Origin of the sequence: Collinsella aerofaciens, assembly GCF_040920445.1 — a bacterium.
In the GTDB taxonomy this organism is placed as follows: domain Bacteria; phylum Actinomycetota; class Coriobacteriia; order Coriobacteriales; family Coriobacteriaceae; genus Collinsella; species Collinsella aerofaciens_BH.
This window is the reverse complement of record NZ_JBCOTQ010000025.1, coordinates 1-22,278: the sequence shown is the minus strand read 5'-3', so window position 1 is coordinate 22,278 and position 22,278 is coordinate 1. Positions and strand designations below refer to the sequence as shown.

The 22,278-nt window shown below is 58.4% G+C and carries 17 protein-coding genes and 1 tRNA gene; 6 read left to right on the top strand and 12 right to left on the bottom strand.

The window, feature by feature from the left end; translation table 11 throughout:
- Positions 1-13: 13 nt before the first annotated feature.
- The 9 genes from AB5405_RS05500 to loaP all read right to left on the bottom strand — a co-directional run bounded on the left by AB5405_RS05500 (position 14) and on the right by loaP (position 8,319).
- Positions 14-1,099: a glycosyltransferase gene (locus AB5405_RS05500; RefSeq protein ID WP_368137816.1), complete on the bottom strand. Its 1,086-nt coding sequence runs from the start codon at positions 1,097-1,099 to the stop codon at positions 14-16.
- Positions 1,100-1,108: 9 nt separating this feature from the next.
- On the bottom strand, positions 1,109-2,191 hold the full coding sequence (locus AB5405_RS05495) for a glycosyltransferase family 4 protein (protein WP_368137815.1): 1,083 nt from the start codon (positions 2,189-2,191) through the stop codon (positions 1,109-1,111).
- Between the two features lie 21 nt (positions 2,192-2,212).
- On the bottom strand, positions 2,213-2,707 hold the full coding sequence (locus AB5405_RS05490; protein WP_368137814.1) for an acyltransferase: 495 nt from the start codon (positions 2,705-2,707) through the stop codon (positions 2,213-2,215).
- Positions 2,708-2,709: 2 nt separating this feature from the next.
- Complete coding sequence (wecB, locus tag AB5405_RS05485) at positions 2,710-3,891, bottom strand: non-hydrolyzing UDP-N-acetylglucosamine 2-epimerase (RefSeq protein ID WP_368137813.1); 1,182 nt, start codon at positions 3,889-3,891, stop codon at positions 2,710-2,712.
- A gap of 4 nt (positions 3,892-3,895) precedes the next feature.
- A complete protein-coding gene (locus tag AB5405_RS05480; RefSeq protein ID WP_368137812.1) occupies positions 3,896-5,113 on the bottom strand; it encodes a polysaccharide biosynthesis C-terminal domain-containing protein in 1,218 nt (405 codons plus the stop codon).
- Between the two features lies 1 nt (position 5,114).
- Positions 5,115-6,173 carry a polysaccharide biosynthesis protein gene (locus AB5405_RS05475; RefSeq protein ID WP_368135226.1) on the bottom strand — a complete coding sequence of 353 codons (1,059 nt, stop codon included), beginning with the start codon at positions 6,171-6,173 and terminating at the stop codon, positions 5,115-5,117.
- On the bottom strand, positions 6,174-6,950 hold the full coding sequence (locus tag AB5405_RS05470) for a WecB/TagA/CpsF family glycosyltransferase (protein ID WP_368137811.1): 777 nt from the start codon (positions 6,948-6,950) through the stop codon (positions 6,174-6,176).
- Positions 6,950-7,663, bottom strand: coding sequence for a sugar transferase (locus AB5405_RS05465; RefSeq protein WP_368135228.1), 714 nt, complete (start codon positions 7,661-7,663; stop codon positions 6,950-6,952). Before AB5405_RS05465 ends, AB5405_RS05470 begins: the two co-directional genes overlap by 1 nt.
- Before the next feature lie 104 nt (positions 7,664-7,767).
- On the bottom strand, positions 7,768-8,319 hold the full coding sequence (gene loaP, locus AB5405_RS05460) for an antiterminator LoaP (protein WP_368137810.1): 552 nt from the start codon (positions 8,317-8,319) through the stop codon (positions 7,768-7,770).
- Positions 8,320-9,448: 1,129 nt separating this feature from the next.
- On the opposite strand from loaP, the gene AB5405_RS05455 reads away from it, so the two are divergent.
- Positions 9,449-10,369 (top strand): virulence RhuM family protein/type II toxin-antitoxin system death-on-curing family toxin, encoded by a 921-nt coding sequence (locus AB5405_RS05455; protein ID WP_368135230.1) that lies wholly within the window; start codon positions 9,449-9,451, stop codon positions 10,367-10,369.
- 146 nt (positions 10,370-10,515) lie between these two features.
- Here the strand turns inward: AB5405_RS05455 and AB5405_RS05450 are convergent.
- The 3 genes from AB5405_RS05450 to AB5405_RS05440 form a co-directional block, all read right to left on the bottom strand.
- Positions 10,516-10,591: transfer RNA gene (locus tag AB5405_RS05450), tRNA-Ala, on the bottom strand.
- A 161-nt stretch (positions 10,592-10,752) separates the two neighbouring features.
- Positions 10,753-11,394, bottom strand: coding sequence for a thiamine diphosphokinase (locus AB5405_RS05445; RefSeq protein WP_368137809.1), 642 nt, complete (start codon positions 11,392-11,394; stop codon positions 10,753-10,755).
- A gap of 9 nt (positions 11,395-11,403) precedes the next feature.
- On the bottom strand, positions 11,404-12,093 hold the full coding sequence (locus tag AB5405_RS05440; RefSeq protein ID WP_368135232.1) for an HAD family hydrolase: 690 nt from the start codon (positions 12,091-12,093) through the stop codon (positions 11,404-11,406).
- A gap of 331 nt (positions 12,094-12,424) precedes the next feature.
- Here AB5405_RS05440 and glgB point away from each other — a divergent pair, with 331 nt between their 5' ends.
- From glgB to glgA, 5 genes are all read left to right on the top strand, one after another.
- Positions 12,425-14,704, top strand: a complete 2,280-nt coding sequence (glgB, locus tag AB5405_RS05435; protein WP_368137822.1) for a 1,4-alpha-glucan branching protein GlgB — start codon at positions 12,425-12,427, stop codon at positions 14,702-14,704.
- A 94-nt stretch (positions 14,705-14,798) separates the two neighbouring features.
- Positions 14,799-17,225 carry a glycogen/starch/alpha-glucan phosphorylase gene (locus AB5405_RS05430; protein ID WP_368137808.1) on the top strand — a complete coding sequence of 809 codons (2,427 nt, stop codon included), beginning with the start codon at positions 14,799-14,801 and terminating at the stop codon, positions 17,223-17,225.
- Between the two features lie 108 nt (positions 17,226-17,333).
- Complete coding sequence (locus AB5405_RS05425) at positions 17,334-18,482, top strand: glucose-1-phosphate adenylyltransferase (protein WP_035138263.1); 1,149 nt, start codon at positions 17,334-17,336, stop codon at positions 18,480-18,482.
- A gap of 4 nt (positions 18,483-18,486) precedes the next feature.
- The gene (gene glgD, locus AB5405_RS05420; protein WP_161161389.1) at positions 18,487-19,614 is read left to right on the top strand and encodes a glucose-1-phosphate adenylyltransferase subunit GlgD; all 1,128 of its coding nucleotides are present in this window, start codon (positions 18,487-18,489) and stop codon (positions 19,612-19,614) included.
- Positions 19,615-19,704: 90 nt separating this feature from the next.
- Positions 19,705-22,047: a glycogen synthase GlgA gene (gene glgA, locus AB5405_RS05415; RefSeq protein WP_368137807.1), complete on the top strand. Its 2,343-nt coding sequence runs from the start codon at positions 19,705-19,707 to the stop codon at positions 22,045-22,047.
- Positions 22,048-22,278: the final 231 nt, after the last annotated feature.

Below are 22,278 nucleotides of genomic sequence, written 5' to 3'. Positions count from 1 at the left end.
CTCCCGGGGAAATCTAGTTAAAAATAAGATCCGCCCATTCGTTGCCAATAGCTTCTAAAGAGAGAGACTGCCTTAACATCAGGGCATTATTAGACAGTCGATTCGAGTATGATTGATCTTCGACGATCCTGTTGAACGCTTCGCTCTCAGCAAGATCGTCATCAATATCGACCAAAATGCCGTTCTCGCCATTCCGAATAACTGCCTCTGCTCCACCACCGCCACATTTGGTGCAAATTGTTGGAACCCCCATACACAAGGACTCAAGCATAGAATTAGATAGGCCCTCGAACTTTGATGACATTACAAAAGCCGATGCAGTTCTAATGTGCATAAGAACGTCAGAAGAAAAGCCCATAAATTTAATTGAATCATCCATGTCAAGGCTATGAACAAGGTTTTCTAGTTCTGATTGAAGGCTTCCCTTGCCAAAGATTTCAAGAATATATTCAGGGTGTTTTTTATGAAACAGCGCAAATGATCTGATTGTCATCGAGTGTTTTTTTTGATGTTCAAGTCGTCCTGCTGTGACGATTACTTTTCTTCTAAGCCCAGAATACGGTTCAGGAAGTTCGCTAGATATTGGATTTAAGATGATTTTTGAATTCGCCTGAAGGTATCTCGGCATTAAACTTGCCTGGCTTTTTGTCTGAAACACAATTGCATCGGACCTTCGATACAACATGTTTCTAATGAATGGGAGGATCTTATTGCCAGGAAAATCATATCTCGGATCGTTTCGCACCGAAACAATAACCCTGTTTGGAAGTCCGATAGTCGCGATAAGCGTATACATGTTTTGATGAGGTAAAAAGGAAATTACCGTAGCATTGGGCCACTCGGAAATAGAACGTCGTATAAGCTTAATTTGGTCGAATGGCTTGAGCGTAGCGCTTGCAAACTCAGAACGCACCTCGACTCCTTCGGGAACATCGTATTCAACAACGTTACTTTTAGTCAGGAGATAGGTAAACCTAATACCATGAGCAACGAAGTACGACGCGAGCGCAAGCGAGACGCGCTCGGCCCCGCCACCCATCAGGGAAGGGTGAACAAAAACAATATGCCCAGCTTCATGTGTTAACTTATTTGAATTCAATTTAATCCTCTAATTACCGCTGGTAGCATTGCAGTAGATGTCGAGTATTTCGCTCAAGAGTAGATTGATATCGAATGAGCTGAGTATCTTTTTTCGGGCCAAAGATCCCATTTCTTTTCTAAGCTCGCTTGATTCGAGAAGATGACTCAATGCAACGGCCAGAGCTTGATGGTTATCAACCGGAATCAGAACCCCATCAACACCATCATTAATTACTTGAGGAATTCCTCCAACGGGAGTGGCGACAGTTGGAATTCCTCTAGCCATGGCTTCAAGAACGCTCATGGGGAGCCCCTCGTTTTTGGAGGGGAGGCAGTACACCGCGGCCCGCTCAAAGAGCTCTTCGCGTTCTGCGCCCGCGACCCAGCCGTGGAACTCGCAGCGGTCGGCAATACCGAGCTCTGCCGCAAGAGATTTATTCTTTTCGACCTCTCCGTCTCCGCCGAATACGACCTTGGTGCCGGGAAAACGCGACAGCATTTCTCTTGACGCGTGCAAGAGCACGTCAGGGCTCTTGCGCGCGTCAAGACGTCCTAAAAAAAGGACGTCTTGACGCGAACAAGGTGAGCACGGCTGGTCTGGAACTTTGATACCGTTATGAACAACGTCAATCTTCTCCAGGTCGCAAACGTTTTTTGAAAAGTAGTCGCGCCACTCTTCCGACAGAACCACAACTCGGTCGGCGATACTAAAGGTCTTTCTTACATCACGACGGTAGGGATCTCCGCCCTCTTCGAAAGCCTTCTTAAACTCGCCATCGTGATCGTGGAGTATTACGTACTTGCCTGCTTTGTGGGCCATACGAGCCATAATTGACTTACGTTTGTAGGAGCCACGGGCGCTAATGTGTAAATGAATGATGTCATAGGATGGCATGATCATCGCATAGCGAATCAACGCTCGGGAAAATGCGACGGATTTACCGAGCTTTGAGGAACCGATGCCCGTCCCCAGGTACTCAAAGGCATCGCATGCCTCAGGGAGACCTGCGTCTAGATAACCTTTCACGACTGAGACAATTCCGCCGTGAAGAGAGAGATCGGGTCCGACCATCAACACCTTTGCATGGACGTGCGGATAACCTTTAGTCATTAATTTCCTCTTACCGAAAGCTTAGACGGCGAGCTGGAAGCCCCCCCAGATTGAAAACTCCGGGCCAACGTCTTTTGTCACTACCGCACCGGCAGCAATCACACAATGGTCGGCAATTCTAACGCCCTTAAGAATCGTTACGCCGCTGCCAATCCATACATCATTGCCGATGACGACATCTTGGTCATTCTCTGGAAGCTTGTCCGACTCATCAAGCGTCATCATGGGTCGGTCGAGAACATCTGTACGATGGTCTCCAGTAATAATTGTGAGATGAGGGCCGCTCATGACGTAATTGCCGATATGAATCTTCGCACGGGTCGTCAGAAACGTTGCTCCTGGGCCAATATATACATCATGTCCCATGTAAATATTTTCAATCCCCTGAATTTCGCTACGACGACCGATGGTTACGTTTTTACCGCATGATGCAAAGGAACGTCGTAGGGCAGGAAGCAAGAGCAATTTGTTATAAGCTCGCGAGATACCATCAAGCAATCTGTACCCAGCGCCCATGGCTAAGATTTCCTCCACACCATCTTGTCCACGACGCCGGTGTAGCTCTGGATGATCTTGACCACCTTCGTGGACACGGTCTCGTCGGCGTAGTCGGGAACGGGCGCCTCGGGCAGTGACCCCTCCGCGTCGAGCTCGACGGCGGTGCGGACCGCCTGCAGCAGGCCGCGCTCGCTGATGCCGGCCAGCGTGAAGCACGCCTTGTCCAGTGCCTCGGGGCGCTCGGTGGAGGTGCGGATGCACACCGCCGGGAACGGGCGGCCGACGCTAGCGAAGAAGCTCGACTCCTCGGGCAGCGTGCCGGAGTCGGAGACCACCGCGAAGGCGTTCATCTGCAGGCAGTTGTAGTCGTGGAAGCCCATGGGCTCGTGCATGCGCACGCGCGGGTCGAGCTGGAAGCCGGTCGCCTCCAGGCGCTTGCGGGAGCGCGGGTGGCAGGAGTACAGGATCGGCATGTCGTACCTCTCGGCCAGCGCGTTGATGGCGGTGAACAGGCTCGTGAAGTTGGCCTCGGTGTCGATGTTCTCCTCGCGGTGGGCCGAGAGGAGCATATACTTCTTCGGCTCCAGCCCGAGCTCGGAGAGGATGTCGGAGGCCTCGATCTTGTCGAGGTTCGCGCGCAGGACCTCGGCCATGGGCGACCCGGTGACGTAGGTGCGCTCGGGGGCGCAGCCGGTGTCCTTCAGGTAGCGGCGGGCGTGCTCGGAGTATGCCAGGTTGACGTCGGAGATCACGTCGACGATGCGGCGGTTGGTCTCCTCGGGCAGGCACTCGTCCTTGCAGCGGTTGCCCGCCTCCATGTGGAAGATCGGGATGTGGAGCCTCTTGGCCGCGATGGCGGACAGGCAGCTGTTGGTGTCGCCCAGGATCAGCAGCGCGTCGGGCTGCACCTGGACCATCAGCTTGTACGAGGTCGCGATGATGTTGCCCACCGTCTCGCCCAGGTCGGCGCCCACGGCGTCCAGGTAGACGTCCGGGTCGTCAAGCGACAGGTCGCAGAAGAAGATGCCGTTGAGCGTGTAGTCGTAGTTCTGCCCGGTGTGCGCCAGCAGGCAGTCGAAGTGGCGGCGGCACTTCTTGATGACCTCGGACAGGCGTATGACCTCGGGGCGCGTGCCCACGATGATCAGCAGCTTCAGGCGGCCGTCGTCCCTGAATGCGATATCGGAATAGTCCTTGCCCATGCGGCTAGACCTCCTCGTAGTAGGTGTCGGGGCTCTCGGGGTCGAAGGGCTCGTTGGCCCACATGACCGTCACGAGGTCCTCGGTGTCGGACAGGTTGGTGATGGAGTGCGTGTAGCCGGGGACCATCTCCACGGCGCGCATGTCGGAACCGGAGACGGTGTACTCGTCGACGGGGAACGGGTTGCCATCGGCGTCCGCCCCCACCTTCCTCAGCTTGATGCTCGCGGTGCCGGAGACCACCAGGAACCTCTCCCACTTGCTCATGTGCCAGTGGTTGCCCTTGGTGATGCCGGGCCTCGAGACGTTGATCGAGACCTGGCCGCGCTCGGGCGTGCGCAGGAACTCGGTGAACGAGCCTCGGTCGTCCACGTTGGGCCTGAGGCCGTAGGCGAAGTGCCCCGGCTCGTAGTAGGACAGGAACGTGCTCCACAGCTTCTTGGAGAAGGACCCATCCGTCAGGTCGGGCACCGAGAGCGTCTCGCGGCTGTCGCGGAAGCCGTCGAGCAGGCAGACGATCTCGCCCAGGGACTTCACGTCGGTGACGGGGACGTAGCAGAACCCGTCACCGTCGACGCGCTCGAGGCCCTCATAGCCGCAGCGGTGCTCCTCGCCCAGCAGGGCGCCCAGCATCTCGTCGACGAGGTCGTCGATGTAGAGGAGCTCCAGCTCCACGGAGGGGTCGTTGACGGTGTAGGGGCGGCCGTTGGCGATGGCGTCGCAGAAGGTGGCCACGGCGGAGTTGTAGCGCGGGCGGCACCACTTGCCGTAGAGGTTCGGGAAGCGGTAGATGAGCACAGGCGCCCCCGTGCGCTCGGAATAATCGCGAAAGAGCCCCTCCCCCGCGAGCTTCGACTCGCCGTATACGGAGCCCTCGAAGCGGCCCGACAGGCTCGCCTGCGCGGAGCTGGAGAGCATGACGGGGCATCTGTTGCCGTGGCGCTCGAGCGTCTCGAGCAGCGTGGAGGCGAACCCGAAGTTGCCCTCCATGAACTCGGACTGCTCCTCGGGGCGGTTGACGCCGGCCAGGTTGAAGACGAAGTCGGCGCGCGAGCAGTAGTCCTCCAGCTCCCCTGGGGTCGAGTCGATGTCGTACTCCATGACCTCGAGGGGCAGCAGGCCCGCGTACTTCTTGCGGCGGTCCTTGCCGTCGCGGATGTTCTTCAGCGCGCAGCAGAGGTTCCTGCCGACGAAGCCCCTGGCGCCGGTGACGAGGACGCGCACCCTACTGCACCGCCTCGTGCTCGCGGCCCTCCAGGGCCAGCTGCACGTACTCGGCGGTCTTGATCTTGGCGATGGTGCCCTCCACGTCGAGCCTCTCGGTGTTGTGGGAGGTGTAGGACTCGTCGGCCTGGGTCTCCACCTCGCCGTCGACGACGAACTTGTCGTAGTTCAGGTCGCGCGAGTCGCAGGCCACGCGGTAGTAGCCGCCCATGTCCTCGGCGCGCAGGCGCTCCTCGCGGGTCATGAGGGTCTCGAAGAGCTTCTCGCCGTGGCGGGTGCCGATCACCTGGGTGCCCACGCGGCCGAAGACCTCCTGGACGGCCTCGGCGAGGTCGCCGATCGTGGAGGCCGGCGCCTTCTGGATGAACAGGTCGCCGGGGTTGGCGTGCTCGAAGGCGAACTGCACCAGGTCCACGGCCTCGTCCAGGTTCATGAGGAAGCGGGTCATGTTGGGGTCGGTGACCGTGAGCGGCTCGCCCTTGCGGATGCGGTCGATGAACAGCGGGATGACGCTGCCGCGCGAGCACATGACGTTGCCGTAGCGGGTGCAGCAGATGGTGGTGCGTCCGGCGCCGTTGCGGGCGTTGGCGTAGATGATGGACTCCATCATGGCCTTGGACTTGCCCATGGCGTTGATGGGGTATGCGGCCTTGTCGGTGGACAGGCACACGACGCGGTCCACGCCCTCCTCGATGGCGGCGTGCAGCACGTTGTCCGTGCCGATGACGTTGGTGCGGACGGCCTCCATGGGGAAGAACTCGCAGGAGGGCACCTGCTTGAGGGCGGCGGCGTGGAAGATGTAGTCCACGCCGTGCATGGCGTCGCGCACGCTCTGGGCGTTGCGGACGTCGCCGATGAAGAAGCGCACCTTGGAGGCGAGCTCCGGGGACCTCTCCTGCAGGCGGTGGCGCATGTCGTCCTGCTTCTTCTCGTCGCGCGAGAAGATGCGGATCTCGGCCAGGTCGGTGTTCATGAAGTGCTTGAGCACGGTGTTGCCGAACGAGCCGGTGCCGCCCGTGATCATCAGGGTCTTGTCTTTAAAGGTGGTCGAATCTTTCATCTATTTGCCTTCCTTACGTTTGGCTTTTGTAAACTGGTAAAAGAGGAATTTCGTATTGGTTACGAGGTATTGTTTGAAAAGCCGTTTTGGCTCTTGAATAAGTCTGTATAGCCACTCGAGACTCAGGTTTTGCATCCATATCGGCGCCTCTGGCACCACGCCAGCGAGAACATTGAACGCGCCTCCAACGCCTATCATCAACGGTTGAGGGCCGCCTTTAAGCTCATGCATGAGGACTTCCTGACGGGGTGCGCCCAAAGCGATCCATGCAAAGTCTGCGCCCGATTCTGCGAGGCGTCGCGATAGGTCTTGTTTCTCGCTATCGGAGAGTGGGCGGAAGACCGAAGGCTCCATGCCGGCGATTTTCAAACCCGGATATTCCTCTTGCAGTGATTCTTTGAGAGCCTCGAGATTCTTCTGCTCGTTACCGTAGAAGTAATGAGTCCATCCTTGCTGCACGGAAATGCTAAATATTTCACGCATCAGGTCCGGTCCGGTCACGCGCCCCATTGACTCGATTGTGTTTCGTCCGACAACCGATAAGGGCTTACCGTCGGGAACGGACATGAGGGAGTCAGCTTGGCAGGCCCAATAGGAAGGGTCGTCATGGGCCATAACCGATGTGTGCGCATTGGAAACGCAAATATACTCACCGTGAAGCTCATCTATATGACGAGTAAGAAACTCGACACACTCGTACATATTGGTTCCCGTGATCGGAACATCGATTACGGGAACGCGATTCAACTCAGAGTATTTCGAATAGTCCTCGAGCATTAGCACGCACCCTTACCGGTGATGACCTCAATAACCGTGAGGATCACAATCTTGAGGTCGGTGAAGATGCCCCGGTTGGCGATGTACTCCAAGTCTCGGCGGACCATGCCGTCGAAGCCGGTCGAGTTGCGCTCCGTCACCTGCCACCAGCCGGTTATCCCGGGCTTGACAGCCAGGCGCTGCAGGTCGAACTCGGTGTACTCCGCGACCTCGTTGGGCAGAGGCGGGCGCGGGCCCACGACGGACATCTGGCCCAGGAATACGTTCAGGAACTGCGGGAACTCGTCGATGGAGTGTTTGCGGATGAACTTGCCGATCTTGGTTACGCGCGGGTCGTCCTTCATCTTGAACATGGCGCCGGCGATCTCGTTCTGTCCCTTGAGCTCTGCGAGGCGCTCGTCAGCATCCCTGTACATGGAGCGGAACTTCCACATGCGGAAGGTGGACAGGCTGCCGTCGCGGTGGGTCTGGCCCACGCGGATCTGGCTGTAGAAGGGGTTGCCCTCGCTCTCCAGGCGAATGGCCGCGGCGAGCACAAGGCTCGGCACGGCTATGACGGCCAGCACGCAGCCGCTGAATACGATGTCGAAGACGCGCTTGGCGGTGCGGTAGGCCAGGCGCGTGCGGTCCCAATCTTTAATTGAATGCATGGCCTTGTAGCGCATGCTTACGTCGCCGCTCTTCATGGCCTGGGCAACCAGCGCAGCCCCCACTGGCGCTCCTTCTGTATATTCAGTTTTTTCTGACAATATTTCCTTCAAACCTACGTCCCCGCCCCCCGGGGATCCTCCCTGTCCCTTTAAACAGTCGCCTACAGTTAGGCGATCGCCTTTTTAAGGTTTCGCATTGTGCGCTGCTCGGCCGAAAGCACGGCAAGGCCAACGCGCGTAGTCACGCGTCGGCCGCACAGGTCGAGCTCCAAATAAGCAGTGCTCTTGCGTCTATTAATGGTTTTGATAAGGCCTTCGTGGCCCAGCAGCGGACCTGCCATCACAACGACCTGATCACCGTCTTTTAAGGCCTCGCTCATGGGCACTACGCGGTCTCCCGCATGCGTAAAGCTGCCAATAAGCTGGACCTCTTCTTTTGCCAGCGGCACAAACTGACCGTCCTGGGATAGCACCCGGGCAAAGTCGTCCATGCGCAGCAGATACTGTTGCACCGTGCGAGGATCTGCCGTATCGCAGACAAGATAACCGGGAAAGAGCGGCTTGGTCGTGTTGACCCATTCGCCGTGTACTTTGATCTCGGTTTGAAATTGGGGATAAAAGAGCTCCTGCATGGCGCCAGCCGGCACCATGCGCTCGATGCGCTCGCGCATTACGTCTTCGCGACCGTTAATGGCCTGGATCACATACCACACGAGCACCACCCCCTTGCTGTCTTACGTGTGGCTCACGGGGTTTGTGTATGGCTTCGCCAGGGCGCTTGTGCGCGAAGGCGCTCCATATTCAAACCCTGAGCCCAGTTAGACAAGCACGTGGCTCTGCCCCACCGTGAACGGTATGTATGAGTGCAGTGGCTAGAGTCGCGGACGTGTATCGCAAAAATGACCGCGACTCAAGCTGGCTGCGTGCGATCCAGTCAAGCGGGAACAAAACTGGACCGCACGCAAACAACTGCAGGACTGCTGCGAATTGTCACGAAATATCGATTCGAATGAGCAGTCTGTACAGAGAAAAGAACAAAGCCATTCAATACGATACGCATGACGACGCTATTGGAGTTCGTGGTTTTTCTGGCACCGCCGTTACGGCCGGATGCTGATCGACCCTGCGCTTTGCGGCCTGCTGAAGCCGTGAGCACAGTTGAACCCATGTGTCTTAGGTATCCTAGCACAGCAGGTGGCCCATACGTTTTGGGGTGTGTTGAGCAACATATCGTTTATTTGCCGTGATTATGAGGGATATTGTACCGTCTTGCGCACATAGCCGCAGGTTTATGGGGGTGTGTGGGTTGGTGAGCACCGCCTGAGTTGTATTGCTGAGGGCGTGAATTGCTCAAACTATTAAGTTTGGCTAACAAACTTTGTACAAAACCGGGAAGGTAATTGCGCAACTTTTTGCGGGGTGGGCGCGAGTGTCGATTGCGAGAATGCTCATCGCACAATAGACACGCCTGGCTACGGAGTCAATGCATTTTGAGGCAGATTGTTGGACAACTTTTGGGATGCAGCTAGTTGTGGGCGTAATGTCTATCGGGCGGGGTTGACGATCACGTCTTCCAGTGCGAGGTTCACCGAAAATGAAAGAAAATACATATAGAACATGCGTTCTATATGTGATAGAATGGTATTAAAGGTATACGGGCAACGTGAGCCGGTACGGAGGCCCCCAATGGTACGTATCGGCGAGATGGATGCTTTATTCACAGCGACCGTCACTCAGAGCCCTTAGGCAGGTTCGCGCCCCTGCTGGCCGACACCCATAAAGCTCGGCAGACAATCGAGTACCGAATTGGGCATGCATGTGCCCAATGGATTGATGTGGAGCGCGAAAATGAATGACAATCAGATAGTTCTCTTTGAATCCAACGACCGAGAGGTCACGATTCCTGTCAACCTAGACAGCCAAACGGTTTGGCTGACTCAAGCCCAAATGGCACAGCTATTTGACAGATCTATCGGAGTGGTTTCGCGCCATATTAAAAATGTCTTCGCTGAAGGTGAGCTTGAGCAGAAAAGCAATTTGCATATTTTGCAAAAATGCAGCTCAGACCGCCCAACTACTCTGTATAGCCTTGATGTAATTATTTCTGTAGGTTACCGCGTTAAATCCCAACGTGGCGTTGAATTCCGACGTTGGGCAACCAATGTGCTCCACAGGTATATTATTCAAGGGCATGTCGAAAACGAGCGCAGACTCGAGCAACTAGGGACGGTCGCTCAGATTATCGAACGTCTACCCGAGGACCTCGGCTCTCGTGAGATACTCGATATCGTTGAGAGCTATATAGACGTCTTTAAACTGCTCGATGAGTACGATCGTGAATCCATTGATCGGCCCAAGGGACAAACTGGGATATACACACTCGAATACGAGCTCTGTATGAGATTAATAGCCCAAATGCGCAGCCGATTTACGAGCGACCTGTTTGGCGTAGAAAAAGATGAGTCCTTCCGCAGCAGCATCTCGGTAATCAATCAGTCGTTTGGAGGCCAAGACCTCTACCCATCCGTACAGGAAAAGGCAGCAAATCTGTTGTACCTCATCATCAAAAACCATTCATTTCTCGATGGAAACAAGCGAATCGGATGCAGTCTCTTTCTCTACTATCTAGATCGCAACGGACTGCTTTTTCGCGGCTTAGACAAACGAATCGCAGACAGCACGCTTGTTGCTGTTGCGCTCATGATTGCTGAGTCGAGACCTGAAGAAAAGGAATCTATGATCTCTCTGGTTATGAACTTTTTGGAGTAGACAGGACGTCGAAGCATAATCTCCCACTTGGAGGCAGACATCGATGTGGTGGTTTCGAACACACACAACGGAAGCCAATCCCCAGATAGGAGACTGAGAGTTTAAAAATAAAAAGACCACTCAATTGAGTGGCCTTGCATTCACGATGGTGGAGACGAGGGGGATCGAACCCCTGACCTCTTGACTGCCAGTCAAGCGCTCTCCCAGCTGAGCTACGCCCCCGTGACGAGGAGATACTATAAGGGAAGATTCTTAGTTGTGCAAGAACTTTTTTGGATTGATTCTCGCACTTACGGGTTTTCCTGGGACGGTGGATAGAAATAATCACTCTTCGAGCAATTATTTCTATCCACCGTCCCGATAAAACCCTGATGCGATAGACCTTACTTGTAGAGGTAAGCGATGACGGTGCCGGTGTGGACTTGGATCTTGGCGGTGGATCTTACGACATTACTGATGCCGGTGTCGGCTAACAGGCCTAGAGGGCTGTGGTCTAGCTCCCACTCTAGGCCGCGTTCACTTACCTTGGTGTTGGGAGCGATGGCGATGATGGAGAAGGTTTTGCCCTCGGCGCCCTCGATGGTCCAGGTCTCGTCCTTGTGCAGGATTCTGGCCGTCACTTCGTCTTCTTCGATCCAGACAGGAGCGTCCGCATAGCCTGCCAGTAGCCCTAACACAGACAGGGCCATGTCCGGGCGGCCGCCGGTCGCGCAGGTTGCTACCACTTCGGCGGCTGACCAGCGGCGCCGGATGGTGTCTAGGGCCAGTGCTAGATCGGTGTAGTCCTTGTAGGGGTCGTGGCGTTCCACTTCAAAATCGGCAGCGGCATCGACCAGAGCTCGTCCCTCATCACTAACGGTGTCGGCGTCGCCCACGTAGACGTCACAGCCCAGCCCCGCGCCCAGCAGGGCGTCCAGGCCGCGGTCTACGGCTACGATGTGGTCGCACTCCCCTGCCAGCTGCTGAAGCAAATCCGTGCTCGCCACCACCGGCGAGCCGCAAACAACTAATACTTTGCAAGCCACGGCCCTCGCCTAGCCCTCAAACGAAAGCACGTGGGCCAGGTCCAGGTCCTCGTAGCTGTCGATAAAGATGTCGCAGTTGGCACGCACCTCATCGCGCTCCATACGGCCGTGCGGGTCATAGATACCAACGCGCTTAAAGCCAGCAGCGCCAGAGCTCTTAAGTCCAAAGACTGCGTCCTCAAACACCCACGCACGCTCAAACTTGTGCCCATGGCGATCTTCCATGCGACGCAACGCCAGCTCGTACACATCGGGGAACTGCTTAGAGCGCCCCGCCTCGCCCGTCGTGGTAATAAACTCCATGTAGCGATCAAGGCCAGCACTCGCAAGGGCGGACTGCACCAGGTCGGTCGGCGTGGACGTGGCCACGCACATGGCAATACCCGTCGCCTTCGCCTGCTCCAAAAATGCCAGGAGCCCCTCGCGCGGCGGCACCTTGGAGTACCCATCAATCAAAATCTCGCCCAGCTCGCGATACAGCTCCTCGCCATTCGCGCCAACGCCCCAGGTGTCGTGGTAGGCCTCGCACTCGTCCTCGAGCGACAAATGCTCAAACTGGGCAAAATCGTCGACCGTTACATCAATGCCATGACGGCGCAATAACTCGGTCTGCGCATGGCCCCAGACGGGGGAGCTATTAACCAGTGTTCCGTCGCAATCGAAAATAAAAGCAACACTTGGGGCAGCGATGTGGTCCATAAACGAGCCTTTCGATGTCAAATGGTAAACAACCTGCTAAAAACGTTTTACCAAACGTAAGCCTATCAGTTTTGAAACCCTAATTGGTAAAACTGTCAAGGGTTTTACCACGGCAATTCTGCCAGTGGTATAAACATGTCGCTTACCGATTAAACGCCCTCGCAAATCCGCTTTCGTCCATAAAACTAACGTACAGGTGTTATCGTAGTTTCTGCCGAAAGTTCCACCGAGCACGCGAGGTGGAACGAATCATAGAACTATCGCCGTCCCTTCGATTCGTGCAGCCTTGGACCTTTCGCATCTAGTCACCAAGGCAACACGCTGCCGCGTCATGATGGGATCAAACGTGAGCGATACAAAGCTAAAGCCAGCAACCAAAAAGCCTGCTACCCGTAAAGCCGCCCCACACGCGCCGGAGCTCTCCAAGGACGATGTCTACCTGTTTGGCATCGGAATGTGGGAGCGCAGCTGGGAAAAGATGGGCGCGCATCCCGACACGCAGAACCGTACGCGCGGCTGGCGCTTTTGCGTTTGGGCGCCCGATGTAAAGAGCGTCCATGTCATTGGCGAATTTAACAACTGGGATGAGGAAGCCAACCCGCTGGTGCCCATGCATACGAGCGCTATTTGGGAAGGCTTTATTCCTGGTGCCGAGCAAGGCCAACTCTATAAGTACCTTATCGAGACCAACGAGGGCGAGAAGCTCTACAAAGCCGATCCGTATGCCTTTAAGGCCGAGTGCCCTCCGGGTACCGCCAGCGTGCTGTGGACCCTCGATGGCTACAAGTGGAACGACGCCGCGTGGCTCAAGCGCCGTGCCGGCCACAACCATATGACGCAGCCCCTTAACATCTACGAGGTGCATATTGGCTCGTGGAAGCGCCACGGCGACGCGCCGCAGGGCGAGCCCGACGAGTACGGCAACTACCCCGGCCCCATGGACCCCTTCCCCGCGCAGCGCGGCGAGTTCTACACCTACGACGACCTGTCGGTGGAGCTCGTAGACTACGTGCGCGACATGGGCTATACGCATATCGAGGTCATGCCGCTTATGGAGCATCCCTTCGATGGCTCCTGGGGCTACCAGACGACCGGCTACTATGCTGCCACGTCGCGTTACGGCAATCCGCAGCAGCTTATGCACTTTATCGATGCGTGCCACGAGGCGGGCATCGGCGTGATCATGGACTGGGTACCCGGCGGTTTTTGCGCCGACTCCCACGGCCTTGCCACCTTTAACGGCCACATGCTGTTTGAGCACGAGATTCACCCCAACTGGGGCACGCACAAGTTCGACTTCGCCCGCGGCGAGGTCCGCTCCTTCCTGGTCTCCAACGTGCTGTACTGGCTCGAGAACTTCCACGTGGACGGCATTCGCATGGACGGCGTGTCCAGCATGCTGTACCTCAACTTTGGCATCGACGATCCCGGCCAAAAGAAGTTCAACAAGTACGGTACCGAGGAGGACTTGGACGCCAGCGCGTTTATCCGTCAGGTCAACTGCGCCGTGGAGGCGCACTACCCCGACGTGATGATGATGGCTGAGGAGTCCACCGCGTGGCCGCTCGTAACCTATCCGCCGCAGGACGGCGGCCTGGGCTTCCACTACAAGTGGGACATGGGCTGGATGAATGACACCCTGCACTACATGCAGACCGATTTTCCGTGGCGTCCCGGCAACCACGGGCTGCTCACGTTCTCCATCATGTACGCCTTTACCGAGAACTTCATTTGCCCGCTGAGCCACGACGAGGTCGTGCACGGCAAGTGCTCGCTGATCGGCCGCATGCCGGGCGACTGGTGGCGCCAGTTTGCCGGCCTGCGCACGCTGGCCTTCTACCAGATGACGCACCCCGGCGCCAAGCTCAACTTTATGGGCAACGAGATCGGCCAGTTCATTGAGTGGCGCTACTACGAGTCAATCCAGTGGTTCCTGACCGAGGAGTACGAGACTCACAAGCATCATCAGGCGTTTATCAAGGCGCTTAACCACCTGTACACCGCCGAGGCCGCTCTGTACGAGCGCGGCTACACCGACGACGGCTTTACCTGGATCGATGCGGACAACTCCAAGCAGTCCATCGTGAGCTTTGTGCGCCAGGGCGAGGACATCGACGACGACCTGGTGATCCTGATCAACTTTGACCCGGCGAGCTACGAGAGCTTCCGCGTGGGCGTGCCACGCGAGGGCGACTGGGAGGTCATCTTCGATTCCGACCGTCCCGAGTTTGGCGGCAGCGGCTATGCCGGCGATGAGCCCTACACCTGCTCGAGCGAGCCCTATCCCTGGAACGGGCAGATGGACTCCATTGAGATTAAGGTGCCCGGCCTGGCAGGCGTGGTGCTTAAGCGCCGCGGTCCCAGCAGCTACAAGCCGCCGGTGGTCGAGACGCCCAAGAAGGCGACGCGCAAGCGTGCGTCCTCGGTGAAGCCCAAGCCTGCGGCTGCCAAGAAGGCTCCGGCTAAGGCGAAGGCCACGACCGCCAAGGCCAAGACTAAGGCTGCCGCAAAGCCCGCTGCCAAGGCTACCGCGGCCAAGAAGCCGGCTGCCAAAAAGGCCACTACCAAGGCCAAATCTGCTTCTGTTAAGTCGTCTGCCAAGAATGCGTAACAAAGCCGTTACAGCTGTAATCACCCGCCCCGATGGGGCGTAGGATACAAGTCATAACCGTTCCGGGAGAAACATCCCCGGGGGAAAGGAACGTATGAATAAGATCTTCGACAACAAGCAGGAGTTTACCGAGCTCTATCGCGATGCCGTCATGAGCATCAGCGGCAAGAGCGTCGAGGCCGCCAGCGACCTTGACCGCTTTAACGCCCTGGCCAAGCTCGTGGCCGAGAAGGCGCGCACCGTTGCCACCAAGAGCGACGCCCGCGCCACCGCCGAGGGCAAAAAGCGCGTGTACTACTTCTCGATCGAGTTTTTGATCGGCCGCCTGCTCGACAACTACCTGCTCAACTTTGGCGTGCGTGACATGGTCGCCGAGGCGCTCGACGACATGGGCTTTGACCTGTCGGTCATCGAGAACCAGGAGCCCGATCCGGCGCTGGGCAACGGTGGCCTGGGCCGTCTGGCCGCATGCTTCCTGGATTCCATGGCAGCCGAGGGCATTGCCGGCTACGGCAACGGCATGCGCTACCGCTACGGCCTGTTTAAGCAGGAAATCGTTAACGGCAGCCAGGTCGAGGCAACCGACGAGTGGCTCACCCACGGCTACCCCTGGGAGGTCCGCCGTCAGGACAAGGCCGTGACCATCAAGTTTGGTGGCCATGTTGAGGGCTTTGAGGAGAACGGCCGCACGTTCTACCGCACGGTGGACACGCAGGACATCCTGGCCGTCCCCTATGACATCCCCGTCGTGGGCTATGCCGGCGAGGCCGTTAACAAGCTGCGCGTCTGGGCCGCCGAGCCGGTCGAGGAGCACTTTGACCTGGAGGCCTTCAACCGCGGCGACTATGCCCTGGCCGACGCCGAGCGCGCCGAGGCCGAGGCCATCAGCGCCATCCTCTACCCCAACGACGCCGGCGAGCACGGCCGTCTGCTGCGCCTGAAGCAGGAGTACCTGTTTGTCTCGGCCGGCATCTACAGCCTGCTCGACACCTTTGAGAAGGAGCACGGCGAGAACTGGGAGCTGCTGCCGCAGTTTGTTGCCATCCACACCAACGACACGCACCCCGCCATGTGCGGCCCCGAGCTCATGCGCATCCTCATCGACGAGAAGAAGCTCGAGTGGGATGACGCCTGGAACATCGTGACGCAGGTCGTGAGCTATACCAACCACACCATCCTGCCCGAGGCCCTGGAGAAGTGGCCCATTGGCACGTTCTCCAAGCTCCTCCCCCGCGTGTACCAGATCATCGACGAGATCAGCCGTCGTTGGCGCGAGTCGTTCGACACCACGCAGGAGGGCTGGCAGGAGCGTCTGCGCCAGACCGCCATTCTGTGGGACGGCGAGATTCGCATGGCCAACCTGTCCGTGATCTGCAGCCACAGCGTCAACGGCGTGGCCAAGATCCACTCCGATATCATCAAGAACATCGTGCTCAAGGACTTCTATGCCCTGACGCCCGAGAAGTTCAACAACAAGACCAACGGTATCTCGCACCGTCGCTTCTTTGCCGAGGCCAACCCCACCTATGCCAAGCTCGTAACCGAGGCCATTGGCGACGGCTGGCTCAAGGACGCCTTTGAGCTGGAGAAGCTTAAAGGTTTCCAGAACGACACCGAGTTCCTGAAGGCCGTGGGCGCCTCCAAGCGCGCCAACAAGGAGCGACTGGCCGCCTACGTCAAGGCCGAGACCGGTCTGGTCATTGACCCCAACACCGTCTTCGATGTTCAGGTTAAGCGCTTCCACGCCTACAAGCGCCAGCTCATGAACATCATGAAAGTGATGGACATCTACAACCGTCGCATCGCCGACCCCAACTTCCACGTGACGCCGACGACCTTCATCTTTAGCGGCAAGGCTGCCTCGAGCTACACCTTTGCCAAGGAGACCATCCGCCTCATTAACTCCGTGGCCGACGTCATCAACAACGATGCCCGCGTCAACGAGGTCATGAAGGTCTGCTTTATCCCCAACTTCCGCGTGAGCAACGCCCAGCTCATCTACCCTGCCGCCGAGATCTCGGAGCAGATCTCCACGGCCGGTAAGGAGGCCTCGGGCACGTCCAACATGAAGCTCATGATGAACGGCGCCATTACGCTGGGCACCCTCGACGGCGCCAACATCGAGATCGCCGACCTGGCCGGCCGCGAGAACGAGGCCATCTTTGGCCTGACCGCCCCCGAGGTCGAGCAGCTCTGGGCATCCAACAGCTACTTTGCGTGGGATACGCTCAACAACGATCGTGAGCGTCTGGGCCGCGTGATGGACGAGCTCAAGGACAACACCTTTGCGGGTCTTTCGGGCAACTTCGAGAGCATCTACAACGAGCTCATGAACAACAACGACCCCGACCTGGTCATGGCAGACTTCCGCAGCTACGTGGATGCATGGGAAAAGCTTACCGGCAGCTACGGCGACCAGGAGACCTGGAACCGCAAGGCGCTGCTCAACACCGCCTCCTCCGGCTGGTTCTCGAGCGACCGCACCATTCGCGAGTACCGCGACGAGATCTGGTACGCGTAAAGGCGCGCGAGCTCCCTTATGCCAGCACGGCATTACTCGACGGGCGCGACCGAGTGCCGCGCCCGTCGCTAATGGGTTTAAGAACATCGATGACAGAAGGAGAAATCGATGAGTAAGAAAGAATGCATCGCGATGCTCCTCGCAGGAGGACAGGGCAGCCGATTGGGGGCACTCACCCAAAAGATCGCTAAGCCGGCGGTTAGCTTTGGTGGCAAGTTCCGCATTATCGACTTTTCGCTCTCCAACTGCTCCAACTCGGGCATCGACACGGTGGGCGTTCTGACGCAGTACCGTCCCTACCTGCTGCATGCCTATGTGGGCTCCGGCGAGGCGTGGGATCTGGACAGCCGCGACGGCGGTGTGTCGATCCTGCCGCCGTACGAGACGCAGACCGGTGGCGCCTGGTATGCGGGCACGGCCGACGCCATTACGCAGAACCTTGACTACATCAAGGCCAACGACCCCAAGTACGTCCTGATTCTTTCGGGTGACCATCTGTATCGCATGGACTACCGCAAGATGCTCAAGACGCACATTGAGAACAACGCCGACCTCACGGTGAGCGTTATGCCCGTGCCGTGGGAGGAGGCCAGCCGCTTTGGCATCCTGACCACCGACCCCGAGGACGGCCGCATCACCAAGTTCACCGAGAAGCCCGAGAAGCCCGATTCGAATCTCGCGTCCATGGGCATCTACATCTTCTCGGCCGACGTCCTGATCGAAGCGCTCGAGGAGGACGCCCTGGACCAGCGCTCGAGCCACGACTTTGGCAAGGACATCATCCCCAAGCTGCTCGGCGAGAACAAGCGTCTGTACAGCTACGAGTTCCACGGCTTTTGGAAGGACGTCGGCACCATCGCCAGCTTCCACGAGACCTCGATGGACCTGCTGGGCAACAACCCCGAGTTCGATCTGTTTGACAAGAACTTCCCCATCATGTCCAACATCACCACGCGTCCGCCGCACTACATTGGCCCGGACGGCCGCCTGGACGACTGTCTGGTCTCCAACGGCTGCAAGATCTACGGCACCGCTCGCCACTCGATCCTTTCGACCGATGTCATCATCGAGGAGCGCGCCGTGGTCGAGGACTCCGTACTGCTGCCGGGTGCGCACGTTAAGAGCGGCGCGCACATCTGCCGCGCTATTTTGGGCGAGAACTCCACGGTCGAAGAGGGCGTGAAGCTCGGCTCTGTCGATACCACCAAGGATACGGCCGTCGTTGGAAATGACGTCGTTATCGGGAAGGGGGAATGATCCGATGATCAATCGCAAGGCCATCGGTTATATCACCGCTAACTACTCTTCGACCTACGGCAGCGTGCTGCTCAAGGACCGCCCCATCGCGTCCGTTCCGTTTTTGGGCCGCTACCGCCTGATCGACTTCCCGCTGTCCAACATGATGAATGCCGGCATTAAAACCGTCGGCGTCGTCATGCCAGGCAACTACCGCTCGCTGATCGACCACGTGGGCTCAGGCAAGGACTGGGGCCTGGACCGCAAGAAGGGCGGCCTGTTCATGGTGCCCGGCAACGCGTATGGCACCACCAAGGGCGGCATGCGCTTCCTGCTGCGCGACATTATCTCCAACAAGACGCTGTTCCAGCGCTCGGACAAGCCCTATGTCGTGATGATGGGCACCAACATCATCTTTAACATGGACCTCAACACCATCATTGACGCGCACGAGAACTCCGGCGCCCAGATGACCGTGGTGTACTGCAAGGCCACGCGCAACGTCGATGACGAGACCAAACTCGAGATTAACGAGAACGGCCGCCTGACGGGCGTGAGCGCCGGCGTCGTGTACGGCGACAACGCCTCTATGGACTGCTGCATCGTCAACCGCGAGACGCTGCTCGAGATTATCGACCACTACCAGGCCGCCGACTATCTGGACCTGCTCGAGGCACTCCAGGGCGACTTTGGCAACATCGATGTGTGCAGCTACGAGTACAAGGGCGAGGTCGTGGGCGTGTTTAGCGAGAAGTCGCTGTACCGCCGCAGCATGGACCTGCTCGACCAGACCGTGGCCGACCAGCTCTTCGATCCCGAGCGCCCGATCCTGACCAAGGCCCACGACGTGCCGCCTTCGCGCTATGCGACCGGCAGCCACGCGTGCAACTCGATCATCTCGGCAGGCTGCATCATCAAGGGCACCGTGCGCAACTCGATTCTGTCGCGCGGCGTTGTGGTCGAGGAGGGCGCCTCGGTGACCAACTCGATCATCAACCAGAGCTGCATCATCAAGAGCGGCGCTCGCGTTGAGAATGCCATCCTGGACAAGAACAACGTGGTCCCCACCAACACCGAGCTTCGCGGCACGCCCGAGAACATCCTGGTGCTTGGCAAGGCTCCGTTAACTCCCGATACCACCATCGTGCATTAACGTAGGCACCGCAACATCGCTCGTAACATGTAGAATAGCCGCCCGGTTAGCGCCAGGCGGCTATTCTCGAATTGCAACATGGGAGACAATATGGCAGATTCCAGCAAAAAGATGCAGATCGTGTTTGCCTCGGCCGAGTGCGCACCGTTTGTAAAGACCGGTGGCCTGGGCGACGTGGCGGGCTCACTGCCTGCGGCGCTTGTACGCGCCGGCGCCGAGGTCATCGTGATGGTGCCCAAGTACGCAACCATCAAGGACGAGTACAAGGCGCAAATGGAGCACTTCTCCGACTTTTACGTGAGCCTGGGCTGGCGCAATGAATACTGCGGGCTCGAGAAGCTCGAGCACGACGGCGTCACCTACATGTTCATTGACAACGAGCGCTACTTTGCGCGCGACTATCCGTACGGCTTCTTTGACGACGGTGAGCGCTTTGCGTTCTTCTCCAAGGCCATCACTGAGAGTCTGCAGCACCTTCCCGAGGGCTTTGAGTGTGACATTTTGCACTGCAACGACTGGCAGACGGCGCTGGCGCCCGTGTTCCTGCGCGAGTTCTACCAGGGCCTGCCGCTCTATGACCGCGTCAAGACCGTGTTCTCGATCCACAATGTGGCGTTCCAAGGCCAGTTTAGCGACACCGTGATGGAGGACATCCTGGGTGTGGCGCATATTCCGGCGGCCGCCACGCAGTTGCGCTGCGACGCCTGCAGCATCAACTACATGCTGGGCGCGCTGCACTATGCCGACGCCATCACCACGGTGAGCCCCACCTACGCGAGCGAGATCCAGACGCCCGAGTTTGGCGAGGGCCTGGACGACGTACTGCGCGAGCGTTCCTACGCGCTGCAGGGCATCCTCAACGGCATTGACGTGGCGGCCTTTGACCCGGCAACCGACAAGCGCATTGCCGCCAACTACACGGTTGACGACCGTTCCGGCAAGGCCGTGTGCAAGGCCAAGCTGCAGGAGGAACTGGGGCTCGAGGTGCGCGACGACCGCCCGCTTATGGTGATGGTCACGCGCCTGACGCGCCAGAAGGGCATGGACCTGGTCATGTACGCGCTCGACCGCATCCTGTCCGGCGGCGTTCAGGTGGCCGTGCTGGGCACCGGCGACCGCGACTACGAGGACGGTCTGCGCTACTTCCAGGACAAGTACCCCGGCACCATGGCCGCGCGCATCGAGTTCGATCCGGCGCTGTCGCAGCGCATGTACGCTGCCGCCGATATGTTCCTGATGCCTTCGAAGTTTGAGCCCTGCGGCCTGTCGCAGATCATCGCCATGCGCTACGGCACACTGCCCATCGTGCGCGAGACCGGTGGCCTGAAGGACACCGTGATCCCGTATAACGAGTTTACCGGCGAGGGCACGGGCTTCTCGTTTACCAACTTTAACGGCGACGAGATGGGCGACGCGGTGTTCCGCGCAGCACGCCTGTTCTGGGATAACCGTGAGGCATGGAACCAGCTAGTCACGCAGGCCATGAGCCAGGACTTTAGCTGGACGCGCTCGGCCGACAAGTATCTGGACCTGTACTTCTTTATGCACCCGGAGATTGAGCGCCCGGCGGCTGTGGAGGCTGCTACGGCCGTAGAGGAGCCGGTTGCTGATGAGGCCGAGCCTGCGGCGCCCGTTAAGGAGCCCGCTGCTGCTGAGGAGCCCAAGGTCGAGGAGAAGCCGGCTGAAGCTGACCCGGTTAAAGCCGATCCTGAGGTGAAGCCCGCAGCGAAGCCTGCCGCCAAGAAGACGACGGCTCGCAAGACGACGGCTAAGAAGGCTACGACCACGAAGGCCGCTGCGAGCAAGACCACCGCTGCCAAGGCAACTACTGCCAAGGCATCGACCACGCGCAAGCGCACGACCGCCGCTGCCAAGAAGGCCAACGAGGTCGAGGCTGCTCCCGAGGTAAAGGCCGCCGCCGAGGCTAAGCCTGCGGCAAAGGCTCCGGCCAAGACCGCTGCCAAGAAGACGGCTGCAACCACCAAGAAGGCAACGGCAGCCAAGAAGACCACGGCTACGAAGTCGACGACGGCCAAGGCCGCTACGACGAAGGCCGCCGCGAAGACGGCCCCGAAGGCTACTGCAAAGCCGGCCGCCAAAGTCGAGGAGACGCCCGCTGAGTCTAAGGCTGAGGCAGCTGTCGAGGCAAAGCCGGCCGCCAAGACCACCACGCGCAAACGCGCCGCGACGACGGCCAAGAAGACCACGACCAAGGCTGCAGCTCCCAAGGCAGAGGGTAAGGCCGAGGACAAGCCCGCAGTAAAGGCCGAGCCGACTCCGAAGGCTGCCGAGGTTAAGGCCGCTCCCAAGACTAAGGCAGAGACCGAGCCCGCCAAGGAGACCCCGGTCTCCCCCGCCGTTCCGGCCGAGGAAAAGGCTCCGACCAAGAAGACCTCCGTCCGCAAGGCAACGGCCGCCCGCAAGCGCCGCTAATCCGGACGATTAAAACTTATTCCTCAACGCAAAAGAGGGCGCCCCAACCAGGCGCCCTCTTTTGCGTTGAACTTCGCATTAAAAAGAGGGCCGGTTTACTACGACAAAATGGCTCCGGCAGACCACGGCGAGTAATCTTCGAAATTAAGAACGCTTCTACCTGCACTGATAATTGTTCTCGGGGGAAGCGGGCACTGCGGGGCGCGGCAACGGCGCGCGATTTCCGCGTCG

Excerpts from the sequence above, each read along its gene's own strand:
- AB5405_RS05495 (WP_368137815.1), bottom strand. The coding sequence starts at position 2,191 with ATGACTAAAGGTTATCCGCACGTCCATGCAAAGGTGTTGATGGTCGGA.
- AB5405_RS05490 (WP_368137814.1), bottom strand. The coding sequence starts at position 2,707 with ATGGGCGCTGGGTACAGATTGCTTGATGGTATCTCGCGAGCTTATAAC.
- wecB (WP_368137813.1), bottom strand. The coding sequence starts at position 3,891 with ATGGGCAAGGACTATTCCGATATCGCATTCAGGGACGACGGCCGCCTG.
- AB5405_RS05475 (WP_368135226.1), bottom strand. The coding sequence starts at position 6,173 with ATGAAAGATTCGACCACCTTTAAAGACAAGACCCTGATGATCACGGGC.
- AB5405_RS05470 (WP_368137811.1), bottom strand. The coding sequence starts at position 6,950 with ATGCTCGAGGACTATTCGAAATACTCTGAGTTGAATCGCGTTCCCGTA.
- AB5405_RS05455 (WP_368135230.1), top strand. The coding sequence starts at position 9,449 with ATGAATGACAATCAGATAGTTCTCTTTGAATCCAACGACCGAGAGGTC.
- AB5405_RS05440 (WP_368135232.1), bottom strand. The coding sequence starts at position 12,093 with ATGGACCACATCGCTGCCCCAAGTGTTGCTTTTATTTTCGATTGCGAC.
- glgB (WP_368137822.1), top strand. The coding sequence starts at position 12,425 with ATGATGGGATCAAACGTGAGCGATACAAAGCTAAAGCCAGCAACCAAA.
- AB5405_RS05430 (WP_368137808.1), top strand. The coding sequence starts at position 14,799 with ATGAATAAGATCTTCGACAACAAGCAGGAGTTTACCGAGCTCTATCGC.
- AB5405_RS05425 (WP_035138263.1), top strand. The coding sequence starts at position 17,334 with ATGAGTAAGAAAGAATGCATCGCGATGCTCCTCGCAGGAGGACAGGGC.
- glgD (WP_161161389.1), top strand. The coding sequence starts at position 18,487 with ATGATCAATCGCAAGGCCATCGGTTATATCACCGCTAACTACTCTTCG.
- glgA (WP_368137807.1), top strand. The coding sequence starts at position 19,705 with ATGGCAGATTCCAGCAAAAAGATGCAGATCGTGTTTGCCTCGGCCGAG.